The organism is Paenibacillus auburnensis (genome assembly GCF_927798115.1).
In the GTDB taxonomy this organism is placed as follows: domain Bacteria; phylum Bacillota; class Bacilli; order Paenibacillales; family Paenibacillaceae; genus Paenibacillus_AQ; species Paenibacillus_AQ auburnensis.
Genome location: NZ_CAKMMG010000005.1, coordinates 41781 through 55658 on the forward strand (window position 1 = coordinate 41781; position 13878 = coordinate 55658).

General features: G+C 51.5%; 10 protein-coding genes, 1 tRNA gene and 1 other annotated feature. Of the genes, 7 read left to right on the top strand and 4 right to left on the bottom strand.

Translation table 11 applies throughout. The annotated features are described in order from the left end of the window. Positions 1-71: 71 nt before the first annotated feature. The 3 genes from L6H70_RS17600 to L6H70_RS17610 all read right to left on the bottom strand — a co-directional run bounded on the left by L6H70_RS17600 (position 72) and on the right by L6H70_RS17610 (position 3047). Positions 72-935 carry a phosphate ABC transporter substrate-binding protein gene (locus tag L6H70_RS17600; protein ID WP_054942766.1) on the bottom strand — a complete coding sequence of 288 codons (864 nt, stop codon included), beginning with the start codon at positions 933-935 and terminating at the stop codon, positions 72-74. Positions 936-994: 59 nt separating this feature from the next. Then, complete coding sequence (locus L6H70_RS17605) at positions 995-2413, bottom strand: stalk domain-containing protein (RefSeq protein WP_236335270.1); 1419 nt, start codon at positions 2411-2413, stop codon at positions 995-997. Positions 2414-2603: 190 nt separating this feature from the next. Continuing rightward, the gene (locus L6H70_RS17610) at positions 2604-3047 is read right to left on the bottom strand and encodes a hypothetical protein (RefSeq protein WP_236335271.1); all 444 of its coding nucleotides are present in this window, start codon (positions 3045-3047) and stop codon (positions 2604-2606) included. A gap of 1055 nt (positions 3048-4102) precedes the next feature. On the opposite strand from L6H70_RS17610, the gene L6H70_RS17615 reads away from it, so the two are divergent. The 7 genes from L6H70_RS17615 to L6H70_RS17640 all read left to right on the top strand — a co-directional run bounded on the left by L6H70_RS17615 (position 4103) and on the right by L6H70_RS17640 (position 13277). Next, entirely contained in the window at positions 4103-4834 is a 732-nt protein-coding gene (locus L6H70_RS17615) for an ABC transporter ATP-binding protein (protein WP_236335273.1), read from the top strand. Next, positions 4831-5862 carry an ABC transporter permease gene (locus tag L6H70_RS17620; protein ID WP_236335275.1) on the top strand — a complete coding sequence of 344 codons (1032 nt, stop codon included), beginning with the start codon at positions 4831-4833 and terminating at the stop codon, positions 5860-5862. The genes L6H70_RS17615 and L6H70_RS17620 overlap by 4 nt, the downstream gene beginning before the upstream one ends. Positions 5863-5928: 66 nt before the next feature. Then, positions 5929-6621 (top strand): TetR/AcrR family transcriptional regulator, encoded by a 693-nt coding sequence (locus tag L6H70_RS17625; RefSeq protein WP_236335277.1) that lies wholly within the window; start codon positions 5929-5931, stop codon positions 6619-6621. Between the two features lie 268 nt (positions 6622-6889). Continuing rightward, positions 6890-10222, top strand: a complete 3333-nt coding sequence (locus L6H70_RS17630; protein WP_236335278.1) for a DEAD/DEAH box helicase — start codon at positions 6890-6892, stop codon at positions 10220-10222. A gap of 316 nt (positions 10223-10538) precedes the next feature. Further along, positions 10539-10844 carry a hypothetical protein gene (locus L6H70_RS17635; RefSeq protein WP_236335279.1) on the top strand — a complete coding sequence of 102 codons (306 nt, stop codon included), beginning with the start codon at positions 10539-10541 and terminating at the stop codon, positions 10842-10844. A gap of 30 nt (positions 10845-10874) precedes the next feature. After that, positions 10875-11000, top strand: coding sequence for a hypothetical protein (locus L6H70_RS28715; RefSeq protein WP_279306770.1), 126 nt, complete (start codon positions 10875-10877; stop codon positions 10998-11000). 124 nt (positions 11001-11124) lie between these two features. Then, positions 11125-11343, top strand: a binding site (T-box leader). 62 nt (positions 11344-11405) lie between these two features. Continuing rightward, complete coding sequence (locus L6H70_RS17640; RefSeq protein ID WP_236335280.1) at positions 11406-13277, top strand: arginine--tRNA ligase; 1872 nt, start codon at positions 11406-11408, stop codon at positions 13275-13277. Positions 13278-13701: 424 nt separating this feature from the next. Here the strand turns inward: L6H70_RS17640 and L6H70_RS17645 are convergent. Then, positions 13702-13775 (bottom strand) — tRNA-Arg (locus tag L6H70_RS17645). Between the last annotated feature and the right edge of the window lie 103 nt (positions 13776-13878).

A 13878-nucleotide genomic window follows, 5' to 3' on the forward strand; every position in this document is an offset into this window, starting at 1 on the left:
CTGTAAGCGGCCACCCCCGTACATTCCGGAGCTGGCCGCAGTTACCGTTCAATATAATGAAGCTGCTTGGTTTAGCCTTTCATTGCTGCAATCGGAATGAACTTAAGCTTTTTCAGCGATCCGTTCTGGAATTTCTTGCTCTGTACATATTCGATGAATTCTTTGGTTGCGCCGGTCGGCTGGCCTTTGGTCATGTAGTAGCCGTATGCCCAAATCTTGTACGAGCCATTGATTACGTTATCCGTAGTAGCGGCCACACCGTTGAATTTCACAGCCTTGATGTCGCTGCCGGTTACATAAACGAGGTCGATGTAGCCAATGGAGTTAGGTGTAGTTGCAACCGCTGTTTTCATGTCACCGCTGGAGCCGGTTTCCTTATAGTTTTTCTCTTTTTTCACGATATCTCCGCCGCCCAGTGCCTTAGCCTGGTAGTTAACGCGTGTACCGGAACCGAATGAACGTGTAATCACTACGATGTTGGCATCCGATCCGCCGACATCCTTCCAGTTGGTGATTTTACCGGAGAAAATGCCTGCCAGCTGTTCGGTAGTCAGGTTGTCTACACCGACATTTTTGTTCACGATGGTGGCAAAAGGAATAACCGCTACCTTGTTCGCTACCTGTCCGTCAAATGCTTTGAAGCCTGGTACGTCAATACTGGCATCCCAGTCGCAGGCGCCGATATCGGCGATGCCTTTCTTCACGGCCTGTGGTCCGGTAACCGAACCTTTGCCGGAAGCGGCGATTTTCACTTTTGGATGCAGCTTCTGGAATTCTTTGGCTGCCTGCAGCGTGAGCGGAAGCAGTGCTGTGGAGCCGTTGACTGTAATTTTACCCTTGAGGCTGTCTGCCGCTGCAGCAATCCCTGCAAAAGATGCTGTTACCGCGATGACCGCTGTCAGTGCTGTTACCGTTAATTTTTTGAAAACCTTCATGAAATAATTCTCCTCCCGGCGTTTGCGCCGTTATATTGTGTGGGTGTGGGTGGACTTGCTTATTTGGTGAGCTGAAGTGCCTGGCCGTTCTGGATCAGGAGCACTTTGCCGTCACTTACGATAGCCAGCTTGCTGCCGTCATGGGAAACCGCTACTTCCGAAACATCTTCGGTAGTGTGGAAGAGCGAAGTTTTGCTGCCGTTTGCATCGATCGAATAAATCGTGGTGCTTCCGTCAGCTGCCGTACCGGACACGATAAGTCCCGTGGTTACGCCGGTAGTCCAGGAAGGCTCTACATCAAGCGCGATGTTGGTAATGGCACCATCCGCTCCAATGGATTTCAGGGTGTTCGCCGCATTTCCGTCCGGATCTGCGCTCAGGTAGGCTACAGTACCATTTGCCAAAATTTCAGGATACAGTTTGTTATCCAACGCTGTAGTCAGAGCTGCCGGCTTCGCGTCTTTAGTGGAGAGGTCCAGCTTGTACAATTGCTCTCCGGCTTTGCTGAAGTCTACGGTCAATGAATCTTCGGTGCTGTCAGCATCATTCTTGGCAACACCGGTTACATTGACAATGTAGACCACGCTTTTCGCATCAGCAGACAGCCGAAGCTCCGATTTGTTCTCGACTTTATCTTCAAGAAGGGTTTTGACGGCTCCTGTATCTACAGAGATTTGGCCAATCTTCTCCTGCTTGTCGCCCTGGATGAAGTAGATCGTTTTGCCGTCCTGCGACCAGACCAGATCCATCTTCACGCTCGTATCCGTACCCAGTGGGGAAATCGCACCGCTCGACAGGTTGATCAGATTCAGCTGGCCTTTATCATCTGTGAATGCGCCCCATTTCTGATCTGGGGATACCGCGAAATCCAGTGCACTTTCATTGGAAGAGAAAATATCATATACGCCAGGGAAGGCACTGAATTTGAGCAGCTGGGCGGTTTCGGAATCGCTCCGGTTCGCAATGATGCTTCCATCGGCGTTCCAGTGCAGCGTATCGAACTGGCCTTCCGGACGGGCAAAGCTCAGAATCGACTGGTCTTCAGCCGTGAGCTCACCGCCAAGGGCAGTAACCAGCTTGGTCAGCTCTACGTATACTTTTCCGTTATAGAGTACAGGCGCTACTGTGAACTGCTGCGATACTCCGTCCACCAGATAGCTTTTGGCATCCGCTTGAAGCTGTACGGTATGTAATCCTTTACTGTCATTCAATTCAAAACCGTTGCTGCTGAGGATCACTTTGGCTCCTAGCTCCCCGGCAACTTCACTAAGGGAATACAGTTTGTAGCCGCTGCTGTCTATTGTGCTGAACGCAACCGGCAGGCTGTTGACTTTCCATGTCGCCTTCGCTGTTTTGACTGCTGATGTATTGACGGCGGCGGCGCTCACGTTGCTGCTAGTTGCCACAATGCTGCCTGCCCCCCCTGTTACGAGAAGTGCTGAAGCCAAAGCCGCGCCGAACCATTTACTATTTCTCAATTAGATTCACCCTTTTCCTATAGGTAACTGCTAATGTTATTTTCATCTACCAGTGTGAATTCTGTTCAAGAGGAATGTTATGGAAATATTAAGTAAATAAAAAGACCGGCCCCGAAATGCTTCGAGGTCGGCCTGTGAGTAAACTCAGTGTAAAAACCGGAGTAAAATGTTTAAAAAAGTCCTGTTAATGTTAATTTTCAATCCAAGTGACTATAATCTCAGCACCGCCGGGTCTTGCTTCAGAGCTGCTGCCTATAATGGAATATGAGTAGCTGCCCGGGGCTTTTCCGCTAATAATCAGATTGTTCCGCTCCACAATTTCCGTATTACTAACTAATTCCTTGTCTTGAATATACTTTATATATGTAGTGCCCAGCTTAGCCATACTTTCCTCAGTCTCATAGATTAGCATGGATGATTTCTTGCCGCCGACAAGTTCCCCTTCCGTAAAAGTGATGCCCGCCCCCTCAGGGATCGGCAAATCACCGGGAAAATACTGCGGATCACGAATCTGCTCCTGAGCCAGCGTATGGAAATTCTCATCCCCTGTTTCCGTGCGGTTGCAAGCAACTAGCGAAGCAGCGGCGGCTAGCAGGATCAGCAGGGAAAAAACAGGTTTCTTGGCCAACCTCATACAGAAACCTCCTCTATGGTATAAACGGAGATATGAGCAAAGTTTGATTTAAAGAGAGATACAAGCTGAGTTTGATAAAAACAAAGATATAAGCAGAGTTTGATATAAACAGAGCATACGGTGATTGCAACATATACCCTTATTTAACCAGTTTGGCCAGGGTGCAAACAGAATAGTGAAAATTTTAGGTTTCCTTGTTCGATTTAATAGGGAAAATAGAGTGGGGGCGTTGCCAATTCGCGATAATCAAGCGCATAGGTGCGCTTGATTCGGCGCTGGCGGGCTGAATGAGGCGAAATCAACGGGATTTTTCCCTTTGTTTCTGCGATATTGCGCCGAAGTGGCGAAATCAACGGGATTTTTCCCTTTGTTTCTGCGATATTGCGCCGGAGTGGCGAAATCAACGGGATTTTTCCCTTTTTCCCTTTGTTTCTGCCGTGTTGCGCCGCAGTGGCGGAATCAACAGGATTTTTCCCTTTGTTTCTGCGGTATTGCGCCGGAATGGCGAAATTAGGGTTGTTGTGAAGTGAATGAACTTCAGTCTGGGAGTTGCATCACTCACTTGGAGAATTCCATTGGTGCTTTACGTTTTAAATTCCCATGGTGAACGAGAGTCGCTGTAAAAATCCATATACTGGTCTAAAGAGCGCCGCGCTAACACCCCCACCTTGATACTGGAGAGCACTTCTGAAATACGATTTCCTCATAGGCTCGATGCTTCATGGTACTTGTCTCTGCTTCATGGTGCACGTCTCTGCTTCATAGTACTCGTCTCTACTTCATGGTGCTCGCCGCCCTCTTCTTACTTTGTAGTAAATTGGCGGCTACTCTCCAGTTTGATTAAGGGGCCTAGCCTAAGATCCTTTACTTTTGTTCCTCGCTGCCCCCGATTATGCCTGCCCTTTATTCACGATCAATTCCAGAATAGAAAAACCATAAGTTTGATCTAGTTAAGATTTATATCACAGCAATAAATAACGGTTTACTTTTCCAAAAGATTATTTTATATTATGAGTGAGTACTCACTCATATTGATGAGAATCGAGGAGATCGACATGAATCAGGACACTCCGGTTATTACAGTAACCCATGTCAGCAGAGCTTTTGGCAGCAAGGAGGTGCTTCGGAATATTAATCTTCAGGTAAATAAGGCAGAAACCTTTGGACTTCTGGGTCCATCCGGCTCCGGTAAAACTACACTTGTGAAGCTTCTTACCGGCATTGATGAGGTCAGCTCAGGTGAAGTGCAGGTCTTGGGGGTAAAGATTCCCTCACTGCCGATGCTGCAGCAAATCGGATATATGGCCCAGTCTGATGCCTTATACACGGAGCTGAGCGCGAAGGAAAATCTGGAGTTTTTCGCCGCCCTTTATGGTCTTAAAGGCGGAAACCGCACACGGCGGATAGCCGATGTCATGGAACTGGTAAACCTGCAGGAGCATCTGCGCAAACGCGTCGATCAATATTCCGGAGGCATGAAGCGGCGCTTGTCGCTGGCCATCGCTCTCCTGCATGAGCCCCCGCTGCTCATTCTTGATGAGCCTACCGTTGGCATTGACCCGGTGCTGCGCCAGTCCATCTGGCGGGAGCTGCGGGAGCTGAACCGTCAGGGCACTACCATTGTGCTGACAACTCACGTAATGGACGAGGCCGAGAAATGCGACCGGCTGGGGATGATCCGGGACGGTGAGCTGCTGGCTGTAGATACTCCGGCCGGGCTGATGCAGGCGAGCGGCTCTGCTACGATTGAGGAAGCTTTTCTATACTATGGAGGTGCCCGCAAATGAGAATCCGGGCAATTACAATTCGAATTCTACGGCAGTTTATTCATGATAAACGGACAATGGCGCTGATGTTCATCGCGCCCCTGATCGTGCTCAGCTTAATGAGCCTGGTGTTCAACGGCGACACTTATAAACCAAATATCGGCGTTACCGCAGGAACGGCTGTCTTTACCCCCGCCCTGGAAGCGCAGGAGGCTGAAGTTACCGCATTCGCTACAACTGAGCTGGGGAACGCTGCACTGAAGGACGGCGAGATTGATGCGCTAATCACAATGGACGGAACCACTCCCGGGGTTATGCTGGAAGGCAGCAACCCTACGGCCAACCGAGCTGTCATGCAGGTATTGCAGGAAGCCATGCAGCGGCTGCAGCCTTCAGGCTCCGGACAGGTTCAGCCGGCCATCAGCTATCTGTACGGCGCTGAGGACATGACCACAATCGACCGTTTCGGTCCGATTATGATCGGGGTCTTCATCTTCTTCTTCGTCTTCCTGATCGCCGGCGTCTCCTTCCTGCGCGAACGGACTACCGGAACACTGGAGCGCCTGCTCTCCACGCCGCTGAAGCGCTGGGAGATTGTACTCGGTTATGTCTGCGGCTTCGGCATCTTCACCGTCATTCAGGCGCTGCTGATCTCCTGGTTCTCCATCCAGGTGCTCGGCATTATGATGGCTGGCAGCTTCGGCTATGTGCTGCTGATGACGCTGCTGCTGGCGGTAACAGCACTTACTCTGGGGACGCTGCTCTCCGCATTTGCCGCCAATGAGCTGCAGATGATCCAGTTCATCCCGCTGGTCATTGTGCCGCAGATTTTCTTAAGCGGGCTGTTCCCGCTTGATACCCTTCCCCTGTGGCTGCAGCGGATCGGGCTGGCCACACCGATCTATTACGGCGCACAGGCGCTGATGGATATCATGATCCGCGGCAAAGGCTGGAGCGCTATTGCACTGGAGGTATATGTGCTGATCGGGTTCTCCCTCCTGTTCATGGCACTGAATGTTCTGGCCCTGCGCAAGCACCGGAAGATGTAGCTTGGTGTAATTTGTCCGGCGCCCGTGATACTATTAACGGATAGCATAAATTTGGAGGGCATCAACATGAAGAAGGACAGTGCTGAGCAGCACGAAATTGAGCAATGGATGGAGGAGCTGCTGGCGATAGGCGGAGACAAGCAAATGACGCCGAAGCAGATTTCTATTTTGGAGGCGGCGGTCGAAATCTTCTCCGACAAAGGCTTCTCGGCAGCGTCTACCAGTGAAATTGCCCAAAAGGCCGGAGTAGCTGAAGGGACGATTTTCCGCTATTACAAGACGAAAAAGGATCTGCTGCTGTCTATTGTAGGGCCGACCATGAGCCGTATGATCGCTCCCTTCGTGATGCGCAATTTTAACGGTGTGCTGGATATGCCTTTTGAGAGCTATGAAGCGTTTCTGCGGGCCTTTATCCTTAACCGCCTGGAATTTGCCCGCAATAACTTTAAAATTATACGGATTCTAATTCAAGAGATCCCCTTCCAGCCTATACTGCGCAAGCATTTTTCCGAGAACATCCTCAACCAGGTGCTGGAGCGCGTAACCGCTATCACCGAGCATTTCAAGGCTAAAGGTGAAATTATCGAGGCACCTACGCCAGCGATTATCCGCTTCACGGTCTCCTCGGTGATCGGTTATCTGGTGACCCGCCTGCTGCTGATGCCCGAGAAGGACTGGAATGATGAGGAAGAGATCAACCTGATCCTGAGCTTTATGCTCCACGGAATTGGCGGACCGGGACAGCAAGCAGAACAGTAAAAAGCGTTCGGGCGGCGGGGATTGCGGCTTTCGCGGCAGGACTTATAGCATCAGCGGCGGGGCTTGCAGTTCAGCGGCGGAGTGAGCATATGATAGACCTTGGGGTAGCCCGGAAGTGAATTCTTCCGGGCTGCTTTTTTGTGCAGACTGTCAGACTGTTCGGGGGGATTCCCCGCTGATTCACTCCGCACTTTGAGGCGTACGCTTGTTCTGCTATTATAAGAGAAACGAACGGCGGCATTAAAGCGATTAAGGATGTGATGTAAGTATGGGATTTTATGTGCCGGAACGGGTGATCAAGCTGCTGTGCGGCAGCGCATCCTTGGACAAAGGAATAGCCTACCACGAATCAGACATGGTCCGGTTAACTTATATAGAGAATGACGACACTCTTGAATATTCTAAGTACCGCGCTGAGGTCCAAGGCCTGGAAAATTACAACGTAGCGCTTACGGTCGACAGCGACGGTGATGTGAATGCGGAATGCACCTGTCCTGCTTACTATCCCGGCGGAGCATTCTGTCAGCATATTGCAGCTGTACTGGTGAGCATTCTCCGGCTTGAAGAGGGCCGGGGCCCCGGCGGACGGACGACCGCTTCCAGTATTCAGGCCCAGGGAGAATTGCCGGAAGCGGCCGGTGTTATTCCCCCCCGCTATCCGGGCGGCTCGGTGGAGCGCTCCGGTGACCGTCAGCTCGTGAACAGCATGCTAGGCGTGTTCGAGGGCAGCAGCCGTCCGCGCCCAAGCGGTACGGGAACCTATATCGATCTCAGAACACCACTGCAGGTAGAATTCATCTGCAAGCCGGTTTCACTCAGCTATGGCGCACCTATGCTTGGCATCGAACTCAAGGTCGGGCCGAAACGCCTCTATATTGTGCAAAAAATCAGAATGTTCCTGGACCATCTTCAACGCGGTGAGCCGTTTGAGTTCTCCAGACATTTCATCTACGATCCCGCTTTGCACTCCTTTCATAAAGAAGACAATACAGTTCTGCAGAAGCTGATTGAGATTTTTCAGAATGAACAGATCTACCGAACCGCCGTTAACCCCTATGCAGCGCTATCGGGAGGAATCGGCGGGGAACGGCTGCTGGCGGTTCCGCCTTACTTCTGGGAGTCTGTGCTTCCGGCGCTCACCGCTGCCCCCTCTGCCTACTTACAGCAGGGCAACCTGTCCATGGAGAGACTTCAGATCTCCACAGAGGCGCCGCCGCTAAGCTTCCAGTTCGACCAGGCGTCAGAGGATGGCTATCGGCTGGATATTCAGGGGATGGCGCAGATTATGGTGCTGGAGGATTACGGGCTGGTACTGTCCGAAGGCAGGCTGCTGAAGCTGCCGGCTGAGGAATGCCGCAGGCTCGCCGAGCTGAAGCGGATGCTGGCAGCCGCCCGTAAAGACGGAATTGCGATCGCCCCGGAGCAGATGGAGCCTTTTATGGACAAGGTCATTCCCGGTCTGAAAAAGCTGGGGCATGTGCATATTGCCGAAGCGATTGCGGACCGCATTGTCCAGACACAGCTGCAGGCCAGGCTATATTTGGACCGGGTCAGAGACCGGCTGCTGGCCGGCCTTGAATTTCAATACGGCGGCATTGTGATTAATCCGCTTGATGAACAGAGCCGTCAGCGGGGCAGCGAGGTCATTCTGATGCGTGACGGGGAGGCCGAACGGCGGATTCTCGAGCTGATGGAGCATGAGTCTTTTGCCCGGACGGAAGGCGGTTATATCATGAACGATGAAGAGGGGGAATACGATTTCCTCTACCACACGATTCCGCTGCTGGAGCCGCTGCTTCAGGTGTATGCCACCACTGCCGTCAAAGGACGCATTGCTGCCGTTACCTTCACGCCGAAGGCCGTTTTGACCTGGAACGAGAAGACCGATTGGCTGGAATTCAAATTCGGGATGCAGGGAATACCGGAGGGTGAAATTGTACTGGTCCTCAAAGCGCTGCAGGAAAAGCGCAGATATTACCGGCTGCCGGACGGGGCGCTGCTGCCGCTGGAGAGTGCAGAATTCTTAGAAGTGATAGCGTTTATGAACGAGATGGGGGTACATAGCGTTCCTTTCAACAAGCCCCAGTTCTCCCTGCCTCTTGTTCATGGCCTGCAGCTGAATCCAGACGCAAAGTATGGAGATGCCGTGACGATCGGACGCTCCTTCCGCCGGCTGATGGCCAATATGGCAAGCCCCGAGAATCTGGACTTTCCTGTGCCGGACAGTTTGGCTCCCATACTCCGCGATTATCAGCAGTTCGGGTTCCAGTGGCTGAAGACCTTGGCCCACTACCGCTTCGGCGGCATTCTGGCTGATGATATGGGACTCGGCAAAACACTGCAAGCAATCGCCTTTCTGCTCTCGGAGCTGGCGGATATCCGCGAAGGGGGCAAGCCTGCCCTGATCGTTGCTCCGGCTTCCCTGCTCTACAACTGGCAGAATGAGCTGAAGAAGTTCGCCCCCGGAATTAAGGCGGCCATCGCCGACGGGAACCTGAACGAGCGGAGCAAGGCCGTGCGGAATGCCGCAGGCGCTGACGTGATCATTACGTCTTACCCGCTGCTGCGCCGGGATATTGAACTGTATGCCCGGCTCTCCTTCCATACGCTGATTCTGGATGAAGCCCAGATGATCAAGAACCATGCCACCCAGACTGCGCAAGCGGTCAAAATATTGCAGGCGCGCTACCGCTTCGCCCTTACCGGAACGCCGGTGGAGAATGCGCTGGAGGATCTGTGGTCCATTTTCAGTGTCGTATTCCCCGGGTTGTTCCCCGGCAAAAAAGCGTTTCATGACCTGCCCAGGGAAACAGTCGCGAAGCGGTCTCGGCCTTTTCTACTGCGCCGCCTAAAAAGCGACGTGCTTAAGGAGCTGCCGGATAAAATCGAATCGCTGCAGGCCTCCGAGCTGCTGCCGGAGCAGAAGAAGCTGTACGTTGCTTATCTCGCGAGACTGCGGAAAGAAGCACTGAAGCATCTGGATAACGAAGGCTTCGGCCATGGCCGGATCAAGGTGCTGGCGGGGATTACAAGACTGCGCCAGCTCTGCTGCCACCCTGCACTTTTCGTTGAAGGCTATGACGGGGGTTCCGCCAAGTTTGAGCAGCTGCTCGAAATTATTGAGGAATGCCGCAGCTCCGGCAAACGGATGCTGGTCTTCTCCCAATTCACCGAGATGCTCGGTATGATCGGACGTGAGCTTGCCCTGCAGGGCATCCAGCATTTCTATCTGGACGGTAAGACGCCTGCTTCGCAGCGCGTTGAACTCTGCAACAGGTTCAATGAAGGAGAACGGGACCTGTTCCTGGTATCCCTCAAAGCAGGCGGAACCGGCCTGAACCTGACTGGAGCAGACACGGTGATCCTGTATGACCTGTGGTGGAATCCCGCTGTCGAGCAGCAGGCTGCTGACCGGGCCCACCGGATCGGGCAGAAAAAAGTGGTCCAGGTGATCCGCCTCGTTGCCCAAGGCACGGTGGAGGATAAAATGTATGAGCTGCAGCAGAAGAAAAAGAATCTGATCGACGAAGTCATCCAGCCCGGGGAAGAAGCGTTATCCACGCTGAGCGAGCAGGACATCCGCGAGATTCTTATGATCTGATAGACTGCTGGTTCGGGAGTATGCGGCCTGTGAGCTGGTATAGAATCGTTTTATCAAAAAGAGGGACTACCACAGCCAAGCGGCTTTGGAGTCCCTCTTGCTCATTTTCATACTAGACCAATTTCTGCAAAACTTTGACTCTATCGGCGCTTTAATGAATCGCACAATAAACTTATATTCGAAGACTGTACTGTCGTTGTGGACATAAGGCAGCTCATTCACCGATACCTCTAAATACGCATATGGTGTTCAAAGGAGAGCACGCTTAGGGAGCTGCTACTTTCCTAAAAGAATGTAAACGGAAGAAGGGAGTTCCATGCCCCCTCCTGGAAAAGGAAAGAAAACGGGTGTTAAAAAACAACCGGCGAACCCCAAAGCACAAAGCCCGAAAGGGCTGGAATTTGCGGTCGCTGCGCTCCTTTTGACAGGCAAGCTGAAGGTAGACTCCATTCAGATGTTTAGAGACGCATCTCTGGTCGTGAGCCTGGTCGGGAAATATACAACCTTGAATCCTTTGAGCGAGAGCAATGTAGATAAGCTGGTCAGCTTTCTCGATGATAACAGCAGCCTGACATTAAATGAAATTATGACCGCCTTAAAGAAAAAAGCCGATCTCTCATAAAAAATGATGATCAAGGGGGCAAAAGAGCTTATGGGAAATTTGGATTTTGACGGGGAGAATTTTGCCGGTGCCCTGCTGCTGGTAATCGTAATTGCCCTGCTGATTTATGGTTCCACGGATATTAAAGATCTGACCGCTGCCCCCGCCTCGGATTAAGGCCTCTCTGCCCCCAGTTGGCCGGAGGGGTTACGGAAGACAAGCTATTTTTCAAAAAAAGGAAATAAATAAGGGATAGCCTCTTGCTTTCTCCCAAAAATTCGCTATACTGAAAAAAATCAATATGCAATCGATGAACGGGATAGTAGTGTTTTGGATCTAGTCCTCAGCGAGCCGGGAGAGTGGAAACCGGTACAGACCAACCCATGAAGCGCACCCGGGAGATGGACTTCTGAACTGATAGTAGGAAGCCCCGGCTGAAGACCGTTAACTTATGAGTGGCTAAACCGGCGGTTTAGCAACAAGAGTGGTACCGCGAGCGCAATAAGCCTTCGTCTCTTTTTAGAGATGAGGGCTTTTTCTTATGCATATATCACTGAATCAACATTTCAGGAGGTCATACCCATGTTAAGTCAGCTTATCAAAGACAGTTTGGAAAAGAGCGTAAGTCATGTATTTACAGCCCTCGGCGCTGGAGGTGCAGAACAGGTAACGATTGTGCTTGAACAGCCCGCTAATCCCGATTTCGGCGACTACTCCAGCAACATCGCCATGCAGCTGGCTAAAGTACTGCGCAAAGCCCCTATGGCCATTGCAGAGCTGATAACAACTGAGCTACGCCAGTCTGAGAGTCTAGGGAGACTATTTCATAAAATCGACATCGCGGCACCGGGGTTCATTAATCTGTATATTGACTGGCGGGAATGGGCCGGACGCAGGTTTGAACTGCCCACATCTGCAGGAGAAAAAGTCATCATCGAGCATACCTCTGTCAATCCCAATAAATCGATGCATATAGGCCATCTGAGAAACTCGTGTATCGGGGACGCACTGGTCAGAATTTTGCGTAGAACCGGGCACAACGTAGAGGTCCATAATTATGTGGACGATCTAGGCAATCAGCTGGCGGATACGGTGGTTGGGCTATTGAATGTGCCGCTTGCGGGTGAACATGTGCGTTTTGGTGATTATTGCTGGGATATTTATGCCGGTGTGAACAAAGAATACGCGCTGCATCCTGAGACGGTGCACAAACGGACAGAGATTCTCCATGCTTTGGAAGAAGGGAACGGCAATACAGCCTGGCTGGGTAAACTGGTTGCGGAGCGGATTGTCAAAGAGCATGTGGAGGAGATGAAGGGGTTCGGCATCCGCTATGATTTGCTCGTCTGGGAGAGCAGCATTCTGAAAGAGGGCTTCTGGGCTTCTGCATTTGCGCTGCTGGAACAGACGGAAGTGTTTGTGCAGGAGAAAGAGGGCAAGCTTGCGGGCTGCTGGATATTGAAGCAACCTGCGGTGGATGAAGAAGGGGCAGATTCTGAAGAGCATCACAAAGATAAGGTGCTGGTACGCTCCAATGGAATTTTGACCTATACCGCCAAAGATATTGCCTATCATCTCTGGAAGTTTGGACTTTTGGATAAGGATTTCGCCTACAGCGAGTTTAATGCCGGACTTTGGACGACGGGATTAACCGGGGAGCAGCTGCCTTTTGGCGGGGCGGACCGGGTGGTCAATGTTATTGACTACAGACAGGAATATCCGCAGGCGATGGTCAAGCAGGCCCTGGAGGTGCTGGGGTACAAGAAGCAGGCTGAGAAGCTGCATCATGTGAGCTATGGCGTTGTTTCACTTAGTCCCGCCTCCGCTGCGGAGCTTGGAATTGACACCACAGAGGGCAAAACCTCTTACGCCATGTCCGGCCGCCAGGGCATCGGCATCAAGGTCACCGAGCTGGTGCAGCTGATGGAGCATACCATTGAAGCCACCCGCTCCGACAAAAATGGCCTCTCCAGCCGGCTCATCGCCACCGCAGCCATCCGATATTATCTGCTGCGCTTCAATCTGGGAACAGAGATTATTTTTGATTTCAAGCAGGCCACAGAGATTTCCGGCAATACGGGAGTTTACCTGATGTACACCTACGCGCGTGCAGGCAGTGTGCTCTGTAAGGCTGTTGTTCCTGTTAATGTTGAACAAGCGGACGCTCTCCCGGAATTCCCGCCGTCACTGGAAAAGGCGGAGCTTGCGCTGCTGAGACATCTCAGCACCTGGCAGGATACTCTCTACAGTGCAAGCGTTCTGCTGACGCCAAATTCAATCTGCAACTATGCGCATACTCTGGCTTCGCTGTTTAACAACTTCTACTCAGCCTGCCCGATTCTAAAAGGTGAAGCTGCCTCGGTCTCCTTCCGCCTCTGGCTAACGTACAAATTCCAGGAGACGCTGAGGGATGTGCTGGACGTACTGGGACTGCCTAAGCCGGAACGGATGTAGCGCGTATCACGCACCTTTGCAGCCCCTTTCCTAAGCTGCAACAGGCGCTGAATAATAGAAGCAGCTCTCTGGTCATTTGCTGTGATTGTGATAGCGTACAAGTCCGGTATTACAGAAAATTTGTTACCTGATTGTACTTTGTACAACAGAATTCTTATAAATTAGTAAAAATCGCTCTCTACTGTATTTCGTGCAATAGAATTCAGGTATATGGATGAAAAAGGCCGAAATCACAGTATTCTGCTGTACAAAATACAATAGATTCATTTTTCGGGCCGATTATAGCAGTAACTGCTGTAGAAAGTGCAATAGAATTCGCTCGCACCCTTATTTTCGATGCTTATGCTCCAACGTCCCCCCATCCAGGGCTTCTCATCCCCTGAACGCACAAACAGCCTTCCCGAAGGAAGGCTGTTTGTAGTGACGTCCCGGAAGGGATTCGAACCCCCGACCGTGCGCTTAGAAGGCGCATGCTCTATCCAACTGAGCTACCGGGACATGTCGATGACAGGACTGATTATTAACACTATGTATTAACGCAACGTTATTTATTATACCTCATTGAGATAATTTTTCAAGACTGGAGACGAAGAAAAACAAT